Here is an 18,883-nt window from a genome sequence, read left to right as displayed (position 1 = left end):
CGGTAAGGTTGAAGGCCTACGCGGGAGCCTCTCCGGCTTCGAAGAGGGGGTAGAGGGTTCGGACCTGGACCTGGTGGTGGTACGCCGCCAGATAGGGTTTGTCTCCAATCTGGATGACGACCTGCCGGGGGGGCTCGTCCTCGTGCTGGAGCCAGGCTTCCGCCTCCGCGTGCGTGGAGAAGCGGAACACGGGAGCGCCCGCATGTTCGCGCATCTCGTCCAGGTAGAACTGGAGCACCGGGCTGGGAACCAGCCTGCGCTGTCGCAGCTCCGGCAGGTCCATCACGGTGAAGTACGCGCCCGCGATCAACACGGATGCCCGGTCTGGAACCGGGGACTGGGTCATCAGCCACGCGTCCGCCTCCGCGCGAGTATCAAAGGCAGCGACCACGAGCGGAGGCCCCCTGTCAGCGCGGCTCTGGCGATACTCCAGGAACGACTGGGATTGCCCCATGGCATAGATGAACTGGAGCGCGTCGATTGCCGCCGTCAGTCGCTCCTTGTCAGCCTGGGAGTGGGATTCCTTCTCAAGCCGCGCCAGCAATTCCTGTGTCTCAAGGGACAGACTGTCTTGCTTCATGGCAGGGCTCCCATCACGACCGGCGGCGCCTCACAGTCCCCGCTCGCCAGGAGCGCCGCGGGCGCGAGGATGACCAGCCCTGTACCTGCGGAGACAACGACGAACGCGACTCCCGCGATGACGACCACACCTCCCACCAGGATGGACCTCCGATGGCGCTCCAGCCAGTCCACCGCCGCATCGACCGTGGAGAACTCCTGGGGCTTCCGCTCCTGGAGCTCCGCGCAGTCCAGATAGGGCTGGCGGCACAATCCCTCACAATGCGCCTTCTTGCCGCCCAACCCCCGGTTCCCAGAAGTGATGTGCCCGAAGCCCCGAGCCAAGGGCCGCTGCATGCACGCCCGGACGCACCACTCCAGGTTCTCCGCATCACAGTCCCGGTTCCCTGAACCCGTGAGCACGACGCGTCCGCCTTCGCCTACAGCGCCGGGGTTCAACCGATACCGCGACGGCTCCACCTCCTCCGCCGGCCGCCAGGAATGAACCATCGTCCCGTCTGGCTGCTCCTGGATGAACAGCACGAAGGAGCGGAGCTCTTCAGTTCCGGGAGTCACCTTCTGTCTCCCTGCGCCATACGAGGACAGGAGGACACCCAGCAGCGCCAGACCGAGCGTCTTCATGGCGGAGAAGCTAACACGCCCCCTCTTCAGCGAGCCCCAGGGTGCGGCTGGCGCGGAATTGACGCACGAAAGCCCGCAACCTTTCCGGCGCCCCCGGGTTCATCACGGAAACCCAACGGCGGAGTTGCTTCCGCCGCAGCTTCCGGAGTCCCCATGCGCCGCTCCCTCGTCGTCGTCAGCGCCACCGCCGCCTTCTTCCTGGGCTGCTTCACCAACCACGCCTACGCCGATCGCCAGCCGCGCATGCGCGACGCGCTGTCGCACCTGGAGTCCGCGCTGGCGGACCTGCGCGCCGCGAACAGCGACAAGGGGGGCCACCGCGTGAAGGCCATCAACCTCACGGAGCAGGCCATCGCCTCCGTGCGGGACGGCATCCAGTTCGACAACCGCCACTGAAGGCCCTTCTGTCCGCGTCCCGACGGTGAAGGCCCGCGCCTCATGGCGGGGCGGACTTTCACCGGGGTACCTCCAGACGCTGTCCGCCACCTCCCGCCAGGGCACGTGGGAGCCGGACCGCATCGCGCAGGTCATCACCAACCTGGTGAGCAACGCGGCGAAGTATTCACCGGAGGGCACCCCCATCACGGTGCGCCTCCAGGGGAGCGAGGACACCGCCGTCCTGGAGGTGCACAACGCGGGCGACCCCATCCCGGCGGACCTGCTGCCCCGCCTCTTCCAGCCCATGCAGCGCGGGGGGCCCGGCATGGACCAGGCGACGCGCAGCGTGGGGCTGGGGCTCTACATCGTGCGGCACATCGTGGACGCGCACGGGGGCACCATCGACGTGACGTCCACCCTGGAGATGGGCACGACGTTCACGGTGCGGCTGCCGCGCCAAGCCCTGTGCAATCAAGCGGATGTGGGCTGCATGAGCCCCGCTCCAGCCAGCAGCTCGCGCACGCGCCGCGCCAGCGCCATGTGCGCGGGGTTGGCCACCGTGAAGCGCTCGGGGGTCAGGATGATCAGCGAGCCCATGTCCCCCACAGGCTCGATGCGCACGGGGGCAGGAAGCGGTGGCACCGTGCCTCGTTGACGAGAGAGGTAGGTCACCCAGCCGAGCCACATGTCGGCCTTGTTGTCCGCATCACGATGCGTGCGGGACATCGCCGCCACCCAGTCAGGTTCCCAGGCAACAGCCATGCTGCGCACGACCCCTGTCAGCACGGGGGCCGTGAGCATCCGCTCCGCATTCGGCCCCTGACTGGGGAGGGACAGGAAGCAGGAGTTGGGAGAGGTCCCGCAGTAATCCCCGCACTTGATACGCAGCCCTGCGTCGTCGTAGGCGCCACCCCCGTTATGGATCCAGACCCGAAATCCCAGATCCTCGATGACGGGCCCACCTTTCTCGCGGTTGACACCGCGCCGAAACAATTCAGCAAGCGAGAGCACATCGGGCGGCATGAGGGGGTGCTTGCGCGCATCCGCGCGTGATTTCGTGGGCTTGTACCAGTGCGGCAGAAAGGGATCACACGAAGCCAGGAGATTGAGAAATGCCGCTGTGCGATGGGCGCATTCCTCGGGCGATTCCCGACGCGGGCCCCAGTAGGCACCCGCAAAGTAGGTATCAGGGTAGGTCTCGGATGTTGGCTTGACGGTCACGCTGTCCGTCCCTCGGAGCGCCGGTGCATGAATGACGGCAATCCCCTCAATCTGGCTGTTTCGTATCAGCTCACGGATTGCGTCCGCCGCCTGAACCCTTTCAGGCCCCCTGTGTCGGCGCACTACCCCTGCTCAATCATGTCCCGGATCCGCGTGGCCAGCGCCTCCATGGCGAAGGGCTTGGTCATCATGGCCATGCCCGGCTCCAGGACCCCGGACGCCACCGCCGCGTTCTCCGCGTAGCCCGTCATGAACAACACCTTGAGGCCCGGACGCTCGCTGCGCCCCACGTCCGCCAATTGCCGGCCGTTCATCCCCGGCAGCCCCATGTCCGTCACCAGCAGGTCCAGCCGGGGCGCGCTCCGCAAGAGCCGCAGCCCCTCCGTCCCGTCGCTCGCCTCCAGCGCGCGGTAGCCCAGCTCGCGCAGCACCTCGACGATGAGCGCCCGGATGACCTCCTCGTCCTCCACCACCAGGACCGTCTCGCCCACCTCGGCGGCGTGCGCGTCCGTGAGCCCCCCGGGCTCCTGCGCGTCCTCCGCGTGGCGGTCCCCCACGTAGCGCGGCAGGTACAGCTTCACCGTCGTGCCCTGGCCGGGCTGGCTGTAGAGCTGCACGGAGCCCTCCGACTGGCGCGCGAAGCCGTAGATCATCGACAGGCCCAGCCCCGTGCCCTGCCCCAGCGGCTTGGTGGTGAAGAACGGCTCGAACGCGCGCTCCAACACCTGCGGCGTCATCCCCGTGCCCGTGTCGCTGACGCTCACGCACACGTACTGGCCCGGCGCCACGCCCCTGAGGCGCGCCGCGTACGCCGCGTCCAGGTGCGCGTTGCACGTCTCCACCGTGAGCTTCCCCCCGCCGGGCATCGCGTCGCGCGCGTTGATGACCAGGTTGAGGACCGCCGTCTCCAACTGGTTCGGGTCGCAGCGCGTGAGCCACAGCCCGCCCGCGAGCGCCAGCTCCAGCTGCATCTGCTCCCCCAGCGTGCGGCGCAGCAGGTCCTCCATGGACGCCACCAGCGGGTTCACCTTCACCGGCTTGGGGTCCAGGGGCTGCGACCGCGAGAACGCCAGCAGCCGGTGCGTCAGCGCCGCGGCCCGCTGCGAGGAGCTCATCGCGCTGGTGATGAACCGCTCCAGCTCCGAGATGCGCCCCTGGTGCAGCCGCTTCTGCAACAGCCCCAGCGACCCGACGATGCCCTGCAACAGGTTGTTGAAGTCGTGCGCGATGCCACCCGTGAGCTGCCCCACCGCCTCCATCTTCTGCGCCTGGCGCAGCGCGGTCTCCGCGGCGGCCAGCGCTTCACGCGACTCGCGCTCCTCCGTGATGTCCCGGCCCAGCGCCATCAAGGTCCCCTGCCCCGTCTCCACCGCGGACCAGGAGATCCACCGCCAGTGCCCGTCCTTGTGCCGGTAGCGGTTGTCCGCGCGGCGGGTGGTGGCCCCCTCGTGGACCTCCGCCACGTACTGCGTGGAGTGCGCCACGTCCTCCGGGTGGATGAAGTCGCCCACCGGCGTCCCCACCAGCTCCGCCTCCTTCCACCCCAGGAGCCGCTCCCAGGCGGGGTTGGCGGCGAGGATGTGCCCGCCCCCCGTCAGGTCCACGACGACCATCAGGTCATGGCTGAGCCGCCACATCAGGTCGCGCTCGGAGGTGCGTTCGGCGACGCGCGCCTCCAGGTTCTCGTTGAGTTCACGCAGCGCCAACTCCGCCTGCTTGCGCTCGGTGATGTCCCGCGACGCGCCCATCAACCGGACAACCCGGCCGTCCGGCCCGGGGATGGGGCGCGCCTGCACCGACAGCCAGTGCACCGAGCCGTCCGGCCACACCACGCGGGAGTCGATGTCGTAGTCCACGCGCTCCCGCAGCGTGCGCTCCAGGGCCGCGCGCCTGCGCGCCGCGTCCTCCGGATGGACGGCGGCCTGCAGGTCGTCATAGCTGAAGGGCGCATCCGGCCCCCGCCCGAAGTTCGCCTTGCCCGTCGCGGACGTGGTGAGCGTCAGCGTGGTCAGGTCCAGCTCCCACGTCCCCAGCCGCCCGGACCTCAGCGTGAACTGCAGCCGGGCCTCGTCGTCGCGCAGCCGGCGCTCCAGCCGCATCCGCGCCGTCGTCTCCCGCACCACCGCCAACCCGCCCGCGGGCTGGCCCGCCGCATCGCGCACGGGGCTGTAGTCCAGGTCCATCCAGACGGGCTCGGGCACGCCGTGGCGCGTGAGCACGAAGGGTTCATCCCGCAGCGTCACCGTGCCGCCCGCGAACACCGTGGCCAGCACATGGCGGTTGAAGTCCGCCATCTCCGGCCACGCCTCCACCGCCGGCCGCCCCAGGAGCCCCGGGTGCATCCCCCCCGCGACGGCCGCGAACGCGTCGTTGTAGAGCAGCACCCCGTCCGGGCCCCACAGCAGCACCAGCGGCGCCGTGGATCCGAGCACCAGGTCCAGCGCCGTCCGCAGCACGTCCGGCCACCCCACGAGCGGCCCCAGCGGCGTCCGCGCCCAGTCGAACGCGCGGATCCGCGCACGCAGCTCACCCTCACCGGCCAGGAAGTCGGGATGTGGGCCCAGGCTCATCACCAGGACGCTAACGTCGCGCTGCGTGCGACTCCATCCCCACGCGTCCCCGCGCTGGAATCCCGTATAAAGGCCGTCCGCCAGGCGCCCCGGGCGGGCCCGCTTGTTCGCCTGCACACGGGACGGCCCTCCAGACCGGCTGTCTTCCTGGACATGGACGGGGCCCGACGATTACGCACCTGCCTACTTCCTGATGCGCTCTGAAACCGCCCCGTCTCCACGTCCCGTCGTCTGGCTGCTGGAGGACTCCTCGCTGGAGGCGCGCGTCACCCAGGCGGCGCTGGCCCCCTCGTGCGAGGTGCGGCACTTCGCGGACGGCGCCTCGCTGGTGGAGGCCCTGAGCTTCCACGCACCCCCGGACGTGATGGTGCTGGACCGGGAGACGCCCGGACTCACCGGGCTGGAGGTCTGCCGCTTCGTCCGCGGCGCGCCCCTCACCGCCCAGCTGCCCGTGCTGCTGCTCACCTCCCACCAGCGCCCGGAGGACGTCGTGGAGGGCCTGGACGCGGGCGCCAACGACTACGCCTTCAAGCCCTTCCGCCCTTCGGAGCTGGTGGCCCGCGTCCACGGGCTGGCGCGCTGGAGCTGGCAGCAGCGCCAGAGCGCGCGCGAGGCGGCGGCGGCGCTGGAGCGCACCCGCGAGACGCTGTCCATCGCCCAGAGCACGCTGGAGGAGGTGCGCAACGCGGAGGCCCGCGCCTGGAGGAGCGACCAGCGCTTCCGGCTGGCGGCGCGCGCCACCCGCGACGCCATCTGGGAGTGGGAGCCGGAGACGGACAGCCTGGACTGGAGCGGCAGCGCCCACGCCGTGCTGGGGACGCCGCAGAGCGGCCGCATCCAGCGCGAGGCGTGGTGGCGCGAGCGCATCCACCCGGAGGACCTGTCCACCGTGCGGCGCGACTTCCGGGAGGCCATCGAGGGCGCCGCGGAGACGTGGCACAGCGCCCACCGGTTCCTGGGCGCCGCGGGCACCTGGCTGGACGTGGAGGAGCGCGCGTTCATCGTCCGGGACAGCCGGGGCCACGCCGTGCAGGTGGTGGGCGCCCTGCAGGACGTCACCGCGCGCAGGCACCAGGAGGCGGAGGCCCGCCAGCGCAGCGACTTCGAGCGCCAGCTCATCGGCATCGTGAGCCACGACCTGAGAAACCCCCTGGCCGCCGTCCACCTGTCCGCCAAGCTGCTGCTGCGGCGCGAGGGCCTCACCGAGGTGCAGCAGAAGCAGGTGCACCGCATCGTGCTGTCCACCGAGCGCGCCGTGCGGATGGTGCGCGACCTGCTGGACTTCACCCAGGTGCGCCAGGGCGGCCTGCCGCTGCACCCGCGCGACATGGACTTCCACGCCGTGGTGGAGGCCGCCGTCGAGGAGGCCCAGGCCGCCTTCCCCGGCCGCATCATCACGGTGTCGCGCAGCGGCGACGGCCTGGGCCGCTGGGACGCGGACCGGCTGTCCCAGGTGGTGGGCAACCTCGTGGGCAACGCGCTGAACTACGGCGCTCCGGACGAGCCCATCCAGGTGCGCAGCCACGGGCAGGACAGCGGGGTGGTGCTGGAGGTCCACAACACCGGCGTCCCCATCCCGGACACCTTCCTGCCCCGCCTCTTCGAACCCCTGGAGCGCGGCGCCCCCCACCATGAGAGCCGGGTGGACCGCAACATCGGCCTGGGGCTCTTCATCGTCCGTCAGGTGGTGCGCGCCCACGGCGGCACCGTCACCGCGCGCTCCACCCTGGAGACGGGCACCACCTTCACCGTGTTGCTTCCCCGCCCGCGCCCCGACTCACCGCCTGCGTCACCGCACGGATGAACTGCTGGATGTCATAGGGTTTCAACAGCAACTCGATGACGTCCGGCCCGGTGTACGCCTCCGCGCCCTCCCGGTTGGTGGTGGTGAGCACGAAGGGGATGCCGGCGGCGGCCGGGGACGCGGCGAGCTTCTGGAACGCGCCCCAGCTCAGGTCGAAGGGCACGCTGATGTCGTAGACGATGACCGCCGGGCGGGTCTCCCGCACCAACGTGTCGAAGTCCAACGGGCCGCGGATGAGGTCCTGCACGCGGTGGCCCCTCGTCTGGAAGCCCGCGTCGTGCAGCAGCTCCTCCAGCGCCTCGATGAGGTCTTCACTCCCGTTGAGCACCAGCACGGTGGGCCGCATCCCCATGGAGGACAAAATGGGTCTTCCCCGGCGGCGCAGCAGGGGAGCGCGCAGCCAGCGTCAGGCAGCCGACAGAGCCCCCTCAGGCCCGGAGGGTGGGAGGCCCGGCGCACGGCAGGCGCACGCTGAACGTGGCGCCCTCGCCCGGGGTGCTCGTCACGGACACCTGGCCGCCGTGCGCCTCCACGATGCGGTGCAGGCGGTACAGCCCCAGGCCCAGCCCGCCGTAGTGCCGCGTGGGCACCGCGCGCTCGAAGCGGCGGAACAGGCCGTCCACCCGGTCCGGCGCGATGCCAATGCCGTGGTCGCGCACCACCAGCAGCGCCGTGTCCGCGTCGCCCTGGACCTCCAGCTCCACCGGCTTGCCCGGCCCGAACTTCACCGCGTTGGCGAGCAGGTGCATCACCACCTGGCCCAGCCGCAGCGAGTCCCACCGGCCCACCACGGGCGGGGACTCGCGCAGCACCAGCCGGCACCCCGCGCGCGACGCCGCCTCCTCCGAGCGCGTCATCATGTCGCGCACCACCTGCGTGAGGTCCACCTCCGCCAGGTTGAGCCGGGGCGCGTGGCTCTGCAGCTGGGACACGTCCAGCAGCCCCTCCACCAGGTCCGCCAGCCGCTGCACCTGGCGGTCCGCCGCCACCAGCGCGCGCTCCAGCCGCTCCGGCTCCACCTGATGCTGGAGCTTGAGCGCCGCCGCCGTGCCCTGCACCCGCAGGCGCAGCGCGGCCAGGGGCGTGCGCAGTTCGTGCGCGGCCACCGCCAGGAACTCGTCCCGCACGCGCACCGCCTCGCGCGTCTCGCGGTACATCCGCAGCTGCTCCGTCACGTCACCGATGATGCCCGCCATGCGCACCGGCCGCCCCTGCGCGTCGCGCAGCGCCCGCCCCCGGCTCACGCACGAGCGGTAGCCCCCGCCCGCGTGCCGCAGCCGAAAGGACACGTCGTAGGGCGTGCCCTGCTCCAGGTGCTGGGAGAGCGCGGACGCCACCTCGCCCCGGTCCTCCGGGTGCACCCGCGCGAGGAACGCGTCGGACGTGCCCGGGAAGTCCTCCGGCTGCAGGCCCAGCATCTCCAACAGGCGCGGGCTCCAGTACATCGTCTGGCGGCGCACGTCCCAGTCCCAGACGCCGTCGTAGGAGCCGGACACCACCAGCCGGTAGCGCTCCTCGCTCTCGCGCGCGTGGCGCTCCGCCTGCTCCAGCAGCCCCACGCGCCGCTCCAGCTGCCGCACCATCGAATACAGGTGCGCCTCCGTGGACAGCTCACCGGGCAAAGGCGCGGGCAGGGGCCCTTCCGCGTGGGATTCGCGCAGCAGGAGCGCCAGCAGCTCGTCGTCGCCCTGGGCGCGGCGCACGAAGCCGTTGGCCCCCACGTTGGAGGCCATGCGCAGGTCCAGCTCGTCCGGCGCGGTGGCGTGCGTGAGGATGACGGGCACCCGCGCGAGCTTCGGGTCCTGGCGCAGCGCCAGGCACAGCCGGTAGCCGTCCAGGCGCGGCATCAGCACGTCCGCCACGATGATGCCCGGCGGACGCCGCCGCGCCAGCTCCAGCGCCTCCAGCCCGTCCGCGGCCAGCAGGACCTCGAAGCGGAACGGGGCCAGCGCCAGTTGCAGCAGCTTGCGGAAGACGGGGTCGTCCTCCGCCACCAGCACCCGCAGGGAGGGCACCCCCGCCGCCTCCAGCAGCTCGGGCGGCAGCGCCTGTCGCACGGCGTCCAGCCGCGAGCCCAGCGACAGGGACGTCGCGAGGAAGCCCGCCACCGGCAGCTCCAGACGGCGCACGGACTCCTGCTCCGCCGGCAGCGCCTCCACCCAGAGCGCCGCGCCGGACGCGGCCAGCGCCTCGCGCACGGAGCCCAGGGCATCCTGACCCGAAGCCCCGGCCGAGGCTCCGGACGTGAGCAGCCCCGCTGGCGCCATCACCAGGTGCACCTGCGGGGACTCCCGCAGCACGCGCACCAGGGACTCCAGCCCCGCCGCCAGGAGCACCTGCCAGCCCTGGCTCTGGAAGGCCAGACTCAGCAGCTCCCGGTGGGGACCCGGGGCTTCGACGAGCAGCAGGGTGGGCTTCATCAAGGGGTGACGGACAGGACGGGCACGGGCGACAGGTCGGTCTGGGAGGTGGGACCCCAACGGCCCGCTCCCAGGATGGATGAGCAAAGGCGCAGTGTGAGGAGGACGCCCACCGAGTCAAGGCAACCGTGGGGAAGTGTTGGAAGCTGGAAGCCCCCACGCCCGCCCGGCATCGGCGCGAGGAGGCGCCCGCGGGGCGGGGTTCACGCGGCGTAGCTACAACCGGGCTACAAGTACACTTGGTTTACCGTGGCTGGGACGTGGAACGACGGCTGTGTTATTCGACGCGTCATGGGTGCCAAGAAAATCTCGGCGCAGGAGAAGCTGACCGGGTTCCAGGATCGGATCCGCGCCGCGGGGCTGCGCAGCACCGCCCCCCGCGTGGCCGTGCTGCGCAAGCTGGAGACCGCCACCGCGCCAATGAGCCACGCGGATCTGGTGGAGGAGCTGGGCGGCGAGGGCTACGACCGCGTCACCATCTACCGCAACCTCACCGACCTGACCGAAGCGGGGCTCGTCGTGCGCGCCGACCTGGGCGACCACGTCTGGCGCTTCGAGCTCAAGCGCGCCGGTGGCACCGAGCACACCAACAGCCACCCCCACTTCACCTGCACCGACTGCGGCACCGTGGCCTGCCTGCCTGAAGAGTCCGTGCGCATCTCCGCCGCCCGTGGCGTGCCCCGCTCCGTGTCCCAGCGCACCGTGGAAGTGCAGCTGCGCGGCCTCTGCGACCGCTGCGAGTAGCCCCTCCCCCAAACCCCTGAGACCCCTGCGGCCGGGCATGGGTGCGCCCGCCCACATGTGCTCAGTGGTAGGCACAGGCCTACATCGAAGCTTCCGCTCGCCTGTACCCGGGTACACATTGTTCTGGCGAGGGCAGGAGGCCCGCCGTCCCGGCTCGGGGGATGGCAGGGGGCGCTCCCAGGGCTCGCAGGGGGAACGGGATGGAAGCGCATCACACGCTGCTGGTCGTGGACGACGACATGGACATCCGGGACGCGCTCCAGGACGTGCTGGAGCTGGAAGGATATGCCGTGCAGCTGGCGGCGGATGGCCTGGAGGCGTTGGAGCGGCTGCGTTCCTCGGAGCCCCGACCCCAGCTCATCCTCCTGGACCTGATGATGCCGCGCATGGATGGCATCGCGTTCCGGGAGGCGCTGCGCCATGAGCGCGCCTGTTCGGACATCCCGGTGCTGGTGGCCAGCGCGGACCTGGACGTGCGCGGCACGGTGGATGAGATGGGCGTGGCGGGCTACCTGCGAAAGCCCCTGGACCTGTCCGCCCTGCTGTCCACGGTGAAGCGGTTGTGCCTGCCCGTCTGAGGGGGGCCGTGCCCCCGCGCGACGCCTGCCTGCCCTGCATGCGAGAGGGCGGTGGTGACGCAGGGGGCCAGTTGGCGCGGACGGGTGGCCGCCCCACCCTTTTGGGCAGACGCGAAGCCTTACGACGCGGACCAAACCACATGCAGGGAAAGGGAGCGGGACCATGAAGAAGCTCATCGTCGCGGCAGTGATGTGCCTGGGAACGGCCGCTTTCGCGCAGAACGCCAAGGGAACGCCGACGAATCCGTCCAAGGACGCCCCGAGCGCCCAGCAGATGAACGGCCCCAGCACGGGCGTGGAGGCCCAGGAGGTGGAGCCTGCCATCACGAACACGGCCAAGAAGGTGGTGGGCGCGGACACCGACAAGGACAAGCAGGACGCCGCCAACAAGTCGGGCGTCTGGAAGATGAAGGACGCCTACAGCCTGGCCGGCACCGTGAAGAGCCCGGAGGACGACGATCTGATCATCGCGCGCACCGGCACGCTGCCGGAGGTGAAGCTGGAAGTGCGCGACCAGACCGTGGTGACCCTGGACGGCAAGACCGTGAAGGCGAACGAGCTGCCCGAGGGCGCCAGCGTGCGCGCGAAGTTCCAGCTGGAGGGCGACGACTCCGTGGCCCTGGAGCTGAAGGCCACCTCGCCCAAGGGCGCGCCGAAGAAGTAACGCGCGCTCCAGACACAGCCTCTTGAACCGGCCGGGCCCGCTTCTCCTTACGAGGGGAAGCGGGCCCGGCTTTTTTACCGCCCGGCCCTGCGGGTGATTGCTGCTCATCCAGGGAACCCACGAGGACTGGATGGGAAAGGGATTGCCCTCCTCCCTGTGGGCCGTGGCCAGAAGCCCCGTGCCGCGGGGCAGGTACGCGGCTTGCTTAGGGGTCACGCGGGGAGATCACGGTGAATCGACGACTGCTGGGCGTGTGTGTTGGGGCGATGGTGATGTCGGCGTGGGGCTGTGGTGGGAAGGACGACCCCACGAACCCGGTGGAGGATCCAGGCGACCTGGATCCCCGGCCGGGGATTGATGCCGGGACGGGCGGCGGGACGGACGCCGGCACGGACGCCGGCACCGGCGGGGGAACCGATGCCGGCACGGACGCCGGCACTGGCGGCGGAACCGATGCCGGGACGGACGCGGGCACGGACGGCGGCACCGGCGGGGGAACCGACGGCGGCACGGACCCCGGGCCCGTCGTGGACCGGTGGCCCACGGATCCGGTGACGAACTACTCGGAGCGCTACGGCATCGGGCGGGTGCAGTCGGTGGGCCTGGACCAGGGCAAGAACCTCTGGGTGCTGGACGGCAGCCGCATTGGCGTGGTGCGCGCGGACACGCAGAAGCTCGTCTGGGTGTCCGGCCCCGTGGGCCAGGCGGCCTCGGGCGGCAACGCCACCGTCATCTGCGGCGGCGCGGCGGGGCGCGCCTACGTGGGCTACAGCGCGCCGGACCTCCAGCCGGATCCGGAGTACCCGGGCCTGCACACGAACTTCATCGTCACCGACACGGAGAGGTGCGAGGTGCCGGTGGGTGACACCCAGTGCTACCCGTTCAGCCCCCGCCGCCTGCAGTACTACAAGGACGGCGACGTGGACGCGGTGAAGCTGGACGCCGCCAACGGGCAGGTCCTCTTCGAGGAGCACCTCAACAAGTCGGTGCGCAACAACGTGGATGAGAACGGCAAGCCGTTCATCCAGCGCGGGCCGAGCGTCGTCGCGGGCGTCAGCCTGGGCATCCGCAACAGCAACGACCACCACTTCGACGAGGACCGCAGCATCTTGAGCTGCGTGTCGGTGATGACCGGCGCGAACAAGGGCGACGTCTACGTGGGCAGCAACCACGGCGTCACGCGCCTTCGCAACCTGGAGTTCAACGCCCACCGGCACCCGGTGTGGTTCGACGCGAACGGCTCCCAGTACGCGGGCTACACCTACGGCCTGGGCCTCGCGCAGGACGGCGACGTGCTGATGGCCAACGACTGGACCTTCGGCATGGTCACGCCGACGCCCAGCCTGGGGGACTGGGACAACACGGACACGCGGGTGAACCCGTCCAAGGTGAAGTCCTCGTACCTGCCGGAGCTCAACTCGCAGGCGGCCTTCGACTACTGGCGCGGCTTCCAGCAGACGAAGGACGGGCGCTACTACCTGGGCAGCAAGTCGCTGGGTCTGTGGCAGATGGAGATCACCAACGCCACCAACCCCACGCAGCGGGGCATCCGCATCGGCGCGGAGGTGGGCGCGCTGGACGCCATCAACTCGCTGGCCGCCACCAATGACGGCTCGCTCTTCATCGCCACCAACGCGGGCGGCCTGTACCGGCTGACGCCCGCCAAGACGCTGGAGAAGGTGGACGCCGTGCGCGCCAACCGCATCCTCCAGCTCGTCTACGACCCGTCCGTGACGCCCGGCATGCTGCTGGTCCTCACCTCGGACGGCCTCACGGTCCTGCGCGGCTACTGAGCAGCGGACCCTGACGCGAAGCACCCGACCCTCCGGCGCGCCGCCCTGGCGCCGGGGGGTTCGTGCGTCTCCGGGGCACCCTCCGTGCGGGTCCCACCCTGGCGCCAGTCGCGGCGCATGTCGCACGACACGGCACCCGGGCCTACCCGCGAGGAGGCCTGGAAGGGCGCGGAAATGTTCCGGAACGGGACCCGGTTCTGTTTCCACCCCGCGCTGGCCGCAAGGGGAACAGGCGGGCCGGGGCCCCGGGCCTCACATCCTCCGGACCGCTCCTCTACAATTGCTCCCTGTCTCTGCTCCTTGTCTCGCTGGAGGAATCTGAACGCATGCGTCTGAGACTCGCTCGCCGTCACGCCGCTGGTGCCGCCTCCTCTTCTTCCCGGGCGGAGGCCCTGGAGGTGGAGCCGAGCGGACGCAACGAGCTCCTGGCGCGAGGACCGGATCCGTTCCGCCCCGACCGGCGGCTGCGCTGGCGCGACCACTTCGTGCTCACCGAGCACCTGCTCCAGCTGGACTGCATCCACCCGGATCATGACGGCCTGCGCATCGCGCAGCTGTCGGACGTGCACGTGGGACAGGCGACGTCGGACGTGCGGATCCGCCGCGCGGTGGCCGCGGTGAACGCGGCGGCGCCGGACCTGGTGTTCCTCACCGGCGACTACGTCACGCACAGCCCCAAGCCGCTGCCGCGCGTGCGCGAGTTGCTCAAGGGATTGAATGGTCCCGTCTTCGTGGTGATGGGCAACCATGACCACTGGGTGGACGTGGGCTACCTGCGCGCGGGCTTCGAGGACCTGGGCTACACGGTGCTCCAGAACGAGCACCGCGTGGTGCACGTGAAGGGCGCGCCGGTGACGGTGCTGGGCATCGACGACGGGCTGACGCGCATGGATGACGTGGAGGCCACCTTCCGGGGCGCGCCCACGTCCGGCACGCGGCTGGTGCTGGCCCACACGCCGCCCACGGCGGAGAAGCTCCCGGCGCACGCGGGCCTGGTGCAGTTCTCCGGGCACACCCACGGCGGGCAGTTCATCGTCCGGGGGCTTACGGAGGCCATCTTCCGCCGCGCGGGCCAGCCGTACATCCGCGGCCACTACCGGGTGAATGGCAACCACCTGTACGTGAACCAGGGGCTGGGCTTCGGCTTCGGCGGCCCGTACCTGCGCCGGGGCAGCACGCCGGAGGTCGCGTTCTTCACCCTGCGCAACGCCGTGGCCGCCCACGTCGGCGCGCCCTGATCCACGCCAGCGGGCGCGACTTCAGCGCAGGGGCGTCCCCAGCTTCATGCCCCCGAGGGACGCCTCGCGCTTCTTGCGCGACAGGCTGAAGGGCCCGGGCCCGAAGTAGACGACGAGCAGCGCGCCTCCCGCCATGGAGAGGTTCTTCATGAAGTGGATGAGGTTGTTCTGCGCCTGCACCGGGTCCTCCATCCGCCAGAAGTGGTGGACCATGACGGCGGACGCCACCAGGAAGACGGCGATCATCGCCGCGCCCAGGCGGGCGAACACCCCCAGCAGCACGCACAGGCCGCCCACCACCAGCGCCCCGCCGGACACCAGCACCGCGAGGCGCGGGTCCGGCACGCCGGAGGCCTGCGCGTAGGCGGTCATCGCCTGGAGCTGGAAGAAGTGATTGAGGCCGCTGGTGATGAAGATGACCGAAAACAGCAGCCGGCCCAGCGGCGCGAGCAACCCCATGGGAACCTCCGTGCGTGCAACCTCTCCCCTCAACGCGGACGGGCGGATGTCATTCTCAACCTAGGCACGGTTGAGCAACCGGACAGCCAGCCCCCGTTCGTTCGTCAACGCACCGGACAGGCGGACAGCCCGTCCGTCTCCCGTCCGACGCACCGGCGGGCTGCGACAACTCGCCGCAGTGGGCCCGGACAGCGGGACGGTAGTTTCGCCGCGCCTTGAGAACCCTGCTCCTGACCTTCCTCTGCGCCGCGCTCCTGTGGCCCGCCTCGCGGGCCTGGGCCTGCGCGAGCTGTGCCTGTGGCGACCCGACGCTCACGTCCATGGGCGGCGAGCAGCCCTTCGAAGGGCGCCTGCGGCTGTCCACGATGTTGCGCGCGTGGGGCCACACCGAGGGCCAGACGAACGTGGACGCGCAGCGGCTGCGCGAGCTGCGCATGGACGTGGCGGTGGCGTACGCGCCCCGGCCCTGGTTGGTGCTGGCGGTGAACCTGCCGCTCCAGGCCCGCGAGGTGCGGGACGTGAGCCTCGCGCGCGAGCGCGGGTGGGGGTTGGGCGACATCGACGTGAGCGCGAAGGCGTTCGTGTGGAAGGACCGCGAGTTCTCCCCGGACCACCTCGTCAGCGTGGTGGGCGGGGTGAAGCTGCCCACGGGCCCACGGCTGCGCGCGCGGGACGGCACGGCGCTGGGATTGGATGCCCAGCCGGGCAGCGGGTCGGTGGACCCGATGGCGGGCATTGCGTGGCAGGGCTTCCGGGGGTCGTGGTCGTTCCTGGCCACCACCCTGGGCTTCCTGCCCACGCGCGGGCGCGAGGACTTCCGGCTGGGCGCGTCGGTGCGCACGTCGGTGGCGGCGCAATACCAGCCGTCCCCGCGCTGGGCGGTGCGCCTGGGCGTGGACACCCGGGCGGAGAAGGCGGCCGACACGAACGGCGAGCCGGAGGCGGCCGGCGGGGGCTTCATCGCCTACGCATCGCCGGACGTGCTCTTCAGCCCGGGCATGGACGTGGTGCTCCAGGCCGGGGTGCGCGTCCCCTTCGTCAACCAGCTGCGCCGGGTGTCCTCCACGCCCATCGCGCAGGTCTCGCTCGCGTACGACCTGTGATGGTGATGACCCTCTTCTCGCGACTCGCGCTGCTGCTGTCCGTGTCGGCCCTCTGCGCGTGTGGTGAGCGCCTGGACGGCGTGCACGTCACCCTGGGGCTGGAGCACCGCGCCGCGACACCGGACGTGGGGGGCGTGGGGGCCCAGGCTGGCGGGCGGACCTTCACCCGGCCGGATGGACAGACGCTCACGCTGACACGCGGCTACGTGACGCTGGGCAGCGTGGAGTTGAAGCCCTGCGAGGAGGCCCTGGGCTGGCGCCTGCTGCGGGCGCTGTCGCCCGTGGGCACCGCGCACGCGCACTCGGTGGGGTCGCCGCTGAAGCTGGGCACGCCGCACGTCAGCGGGCTGGAGCGACCGGACGGGGACGTGCTGAGGCTGGGCACGCTGCGGCCGCCGCCGGGGCGCTACTGCCGGGCGCGGCTCACCTTCGAGCCGGCGGACGCGGACGCGGAAGGGCTGCCCCCTTCGGACAGCGGCGTGGACCTGGTGGGCAAGACGCTGTGGCTGGAGGGGATGCGGGTGCCCGCGGGGGGCGGCGAGCCCCAGGCCTTCCGGCTCGTCACGTCGAACCTCGCCACGGTGGAGGTGGTGCTGGACGGGCTGACGCTGTCGGAGGACGCGCCGTCCGCCGAGCGCGTCTTCGTGCTCGCCTGGGACACGTGGCTGGCGGACGTGGACATGGAGGCGCTGGAGCCCCGGGCGGCCGCGGCGTCGGTGCTGGACACGGTGGCCCGCTCCGTGGCGATGTCCTCCGTCACGCCATGACGACCCCGCCGTCCGCTTCGCCGCTGCCTGTCGAACCCTCGCCCCGCGCGCGCATCAACCTGGTGTGGCTGCTGCGGCTGCGCTGGGGCGTGCTCGTCGGGCAGGCGGTGCTGGTGGCGGTGGCGGCGTGGGGGCTGAAGCTGGCGCTGCCGGTGACGGCGCTGGTGGCCTTGCTGGCGGTGGAGGCGCTGACGAACGCGGCGGTGCGCGCGGGCCTGTCGCGGGCGCAGCCGGTGGCGGAGGCCGCCATCTTCGGGCTGATGCTCTGGGACACGCTGGTGCTCACGGGGCTGCTCGCGTTGAGCGGCGGGACGCACAACCCCTTCACGGCGCTGTACCTGGTGAACGTGGCGCTGGGCACGGTGCTGCTGCCCGCGCGCCGGACGTGGGCGATGCTGGCGTTCACGCTGGTGGCGTTCGGGTCGCTGTTCGTGTTGCAGGACGTGACGCTGCCGGGGCTGGCGCGGCCGGACCACGCGGAGCTGATGCGCCTGCACCTGAGCGGCATGTGGGTCGCGTTCGCGGTGGCGGCGGGCTTCATCGTGTATTTCATTCAACGCGTGACGCGGGCGCTGGCGGAGCGTGAGCAGGAATTGGCGCAGACGCGGGCGCGGCACGCGCGGCAGGAGAAGGTGGCCTCGCTGGCGACGCTGGCGGCGGGCGCGGCGCATGAATTGTCCACGCCGCTGTCCACCATCGCGGTGGTGGCGAAGGAATTGGAGCGGGCGCTCTCCGCGTCGAGCACCTCCGAGTCCGTGCGTGAGGACTTGCGGCTCATCCGCCAGCAGGTGGACCGCTGCCGGGACGTGCTGGTGCAGATGTCGGCGGACGCGGGCCAGACGACGGGAGAGCCCTTCCAGCCCACCCCGCTGGAGCGGCTGGTGGAGGAGACGCTGGCGGAGTTGCCGGGCCGCGAGCGCGTGCGGGTGGACCTGCCCGAAGCGCTGAAGGACTGGCGGGTGTACGGGCCGCCCCGCGCGCTGGCCCGGGTGCTGCGCGGGCTGGTGAAGAACGCGCTGCAGGCCACGCCGGGGAGCGGGCCCGTGGTCCTGTGCGCGAGGGCGGAGGGCCTGGGCGCGCGGCTGGAGGTGCGCGACGAGGGCCAGGGAATGCCAGACGCGGTGCTGGCGCGGGCCGGGGAGCCCTTCTTCACGACGAAGGCACCGGGTGAGGGGATGGGATTGGGATTGTTCCTGGCGCGCTCCCTGGCGGAGCAGCTGGGGGGTGCGTTGGAATTGCGCTCGAAGGCAGGCGAAGGCACGACGGTGCGGCTGAGCCTGCCGGGAGCGCCCGCCCAGGAGGCAGCGGCGTGAGCACGGCCCCGGTGGACCACCGCCCCAGCCTGTTGCTGGTGGACGACGACGCGACCTTGCGCGAGCGCCTGGCGAGGGCCTTCCGGGAGCGCGGCTGGGACGTGACGACGGCGGGCCACCACGAGGAGGCCATGGCCGTGGCGGGGCGCGAGTCGCCCGAGTACGCGGTGGTGGACCTGCGGATGCCGGGGCACAGCGGGTTGGAGCTGGTGAGGGACCTGCTCGCGGTGGACGCGGCCACGCGCATCATCGTGCTCACGGGCTACGGCAGCATCTCCACCACGGTGGATGCCATCCGGCTGGGCGCGGTGAACTACCTGCCCAAGCCCGCGGACGCGGATGACATCCTGGCCGCGTTCGCGAGGGCGTCGGAGGAGCCCTCCGTGGCGGCGCCGGAGACGCTCCAGGCGCCGTCCCTGGCGCGGGCGGAATGGGAACACATCCACCGCGTGCTCGCGGACAGCGCGGGCAACATCTCCGAAGCCGCGCGCAAGCTGGGCATCCACCGGCGCTCGCTCCAGCGGAAGTTGCAGAAGTATCCGCCGTCGCGTTGACACTGCGCCGCGGAGTCCGCGCCCACCCATCTCGCTTTTCCCGCGCGGTTGGAGTTGCCTGTCAGGTAACTCGTCAT

Annotated in this window: 18 protein-coding genes and 1 pseudogene; 12 read left to right on the top strand and 7 right to left on the bottom strand. The window is 71.3% G+C overall.

Features of this window, described 5'->3' with window-relative positions; genetic code table 11:
* Positions 1–16 precede the first annotated feature (16 nt).
* Positions 17–580 (bottom strand): head protein, encoded by a 564-nt coding sequence (locus tag D7X12_RS07220; RefSeq protein WP_120624519.1) that lies wholly within the window; start codon positions 578–580, stop codon positions 17–19.
* Entirely contained in the window at positions 577–1,200 is a 624-nt protein-coding gene (locus D7X12_RS44135) for a hypothetical protein (protein ID WP_244224407.1), read from the bottom strand. The genes D7X12_RS07220 and D7X12_RS44135 overlap by 4 nt, the downstream gene beginning before the upstream one ends.
* A 153-nt stretch (positions 1,201–1,353) precedes the next feature.
* Between D7X12_RS44135 and D7X12_RS07210 the strand changes: the two genes are divergently transcribed.
* Positions 1,354–1,596, top strand: a complete 243-nt coding sequence (locus D7X12_RS07210) for a hypothetical protein (protein ID WP_120624518.1) — start codon at positions 1,354–1,356, stop codon at positions 1,594–1,596.
* A 25-nt stretch (positions 1,597–1,621) separates the two neighbouring features.
* Positions 1,622–2,026 (top strand): annotated as a pseudogene (locus D7X12_RS44950) (sensor histidine kinase); the annotation flags it as partial.
* 23 nt (positions 2,027–2,049) lie between these two features.
* Here D7X12_RS44950 and D7X12_RS45275 read toward each other — a convergent pair.
* Together D7X12_RS45275 and D7X12_RS07195 are read right to left on the bottom strand one after the other, a co-directional pair.
* Complete coding sequence (locus D7X12_RS45275; protein ID WP_341868206.1) at positions 2,050–2,799, bottom strand: immunity 52 family protein; 750 nt, start codon at positions 2,797–2,799, stop codon at positions 2,050–2,052.
* A gap of 122 nt (positions 2,800–2,921) precedes the next feature.
* Positions 2,922–5,369 (bottom strand): PAS domain-containing hybrid sensor histidine kinase/response regulator, encoded by a 2,448-nt coding sequence (locus D7X12_RS07195; protein WP_120624517.1) that lies wholly within the window; start codon positions 5,367–5,369, stop codon positions 2,922–2,924.
* A gap of 193 nt (positions 5,370–5,562) precedes the next feature.
* Between D7X12_RS07195 and D7X12_RS07190 the strand changes: the two genes are divergently transcribed.
* The gene (locus tag D7X12_RS07190; protein ID WP_120624516.1) at positions 5,563–7,173 is read left to right on the top strand and encodes a sensor histidine kinase; all 1,611 of its coding nucleotides are present in this window, start codon (positions 5,563–5,565) and stop codon (positions 7,171–7,173) included.
* On the opposite strand, the gene D7X12_RS07185 is transcribed toward D7X12_RS07190, so the two are convergent.
* Together D7X12_RS07185 and D7X12_RS07180 are read right to left on the bottom strand one after the other, a co-directional pair.
* Positions 7,115–7,525, bottom strand: coding sequence for a response regulator (locus D7X12_RS07185; protein WP_158619988.1), 411 nt, complete (start codon positions 7,523–7,525; stop codon positions 7,115–7,117). The two genes, D7X12_RS07190 and D7X12_RS07185, sit on opposite strands and share 59 nt — an antisense overlap.
* Before the next feature lie 76 nt (positions 7,526–7,601).
* Entirely contained in the window at positions 7,602–9,593 is a 1,992-nt protein-coding gene (locus tag D7X12_RS07180; RefSeq protein WP_208718859.1) for a sensor histidine kinase, read from the bottom strand.
* Positions 9,594–9,884: 291 nt separating this feature from the next.
* Between D7X12_RS07180 and D7X12_RS07175 the strand changes: the two genes are divergently transcribed.
* From D7X12_RS07175 to D7X12_RS07155, 5 genes are all read left to right on the top strand, one after another.
* Complete coding sequence (locus D7X12_RS07175; RefSeq protein WP_120624513.1) at positions 9,885–10,337, top strand: Fur family transcriptional regulator; 453 nt, start codon at positions 9,885–9,887, stop codon at positions 10,335–10,337.
* A gap of 200 nt (positions 10,338–10,537) precedes the next feature.
* Positions 10,538–10,915 carry a response regulator gene (locus tag D7X12_RS07170; RefSeq protein ID WP_120624512.1) on the top strand — a complete coding sequence of 126 codons (378 nt, stop codon included), beginning with the start codon at positions 10,538–10,540 and terminating at the stop codon, positions 10,913–10,915.
* Between the two features lie 163 nt (positions 10,916–11,078).
* Positions 11,079–11,579, top strand: a complete 501-nt coding sequence (locus D7X12_RS07165; protein ID WP_120624511.1) for a hypothetical protein — start codon at positions 11,079–11,081, stop codon at positions 11,577–11,579.
* Between the two features lie 230 nt (positions 11,580–11,809).
* Positions 11,810–13,372: a hypothetical protein gene (locus tag D7X12_RS07160; RefSeq protein ID WP_341868205.1), complete on the top strand. Its 1,563-nt coding sequence runs from the start codon at positions 11,810–11,812 to the stop codon at positions 13,370–13,372.
* 326 nt (positions 13,373–13,698) lie between these two features.
* Entirely contained in the window at positions 13,699–14,610 is a 912-nt protein-coding gene (locus tag D7X12_RS07155; protein ID WP_120624510.1) for a metallophosphoesterase, read from the top strand.
* Positions 14,611–14,631: 21 nt separating this feature from the next.
* Here D7X12_RS07155 and D7X12_RS07150 read toward each other — a convergent pair whose 3' ends face one another.
* On the bottom strand, positions 14,632–15,069 hold the full coding sequence (locus D7X12_RS07150) for a DoxX family protein (protein ID WP_120624509.1): 438 nt from the start codon (positions 15,067–15,069) through the stop codon (positions 14,632–14,634).
* Between the two features lie 215 nt (positions 15,070–15,284).
* Here D7X12_RS07150 and D7X12_RS07145 point away from each other — a divergent pair, with 215 nt between their 5' ends.
* The 4 genes from D7X12_RS07145 to D7X12_RS07130 are packed head-to-tail and all read left to right on the top strand — an operon-like array spanning position 15,285 to position 18,806.
* On the top strand, positions 15,285–16,172 hold the full coding sequence (locus D7X12_RS07145) for a transporter (protein ID WP_208718857.1): 888 nt from the start codon (positions 15,285–15,287) through the stop codon (positions 16,170–16,172).
* Positions 16,172–16,939 carry a hypothetical protein gene (locus D7X12_RS07140; RefSeq protein WP_120624508.1) on the top strand — a complete coding sequence of 256 codons (768 nt, stop codon included), beginning with the start codon at positions 16,172–16,174 and terminating at the stop codon, positions 16,937–16,939. The genes D7X12_RS07145 and D7X12_RS07140 overlap by 1 nt, the downstream gene beginning before the upstream one ends.
* A complete protein-coding gene (locus D7X12_RS07135) occupies positions 16,936–18,252 on the top strand; it encodes an ATP-binding protein (RefSeq protein WP_120624507.1) in 1,317 nt (438 codons plus the stop codon). Before D7X12_RS07140 ends, D7X12_RS07135 begins: the two co-directional genes overlap by 4 nt.
* Complete coding sequence (locus D7X12_RS07130) at positions 18,249–18,806, top strand: response regulator transcription factor (RefSeq protein ID WP_120624506.1); 558 nt, start codon at positions 18,249–18,251, stop codon at positions 18,804–18,806. Before D7X12_RS07135 ends, D7X12_RS07130 begins: the two co-directional genes overlap by 4 nt.
* Positions 18,807–18,883: the final 77 nt, after the last annotated feature.

The sequence above is a fragment of the Corallococcus sicarius genome (assembly GCF_003611735.1).
Taxonomy (GTDB): Bacteria; Myxococcota; Myxococcia; order Myxococcales; family Myxococcaceae; genus Corallococcus; species Corallococcus sicarius.
This window is presented reverse-complemented; position numbering and strand designations above follow the sequence as displayed.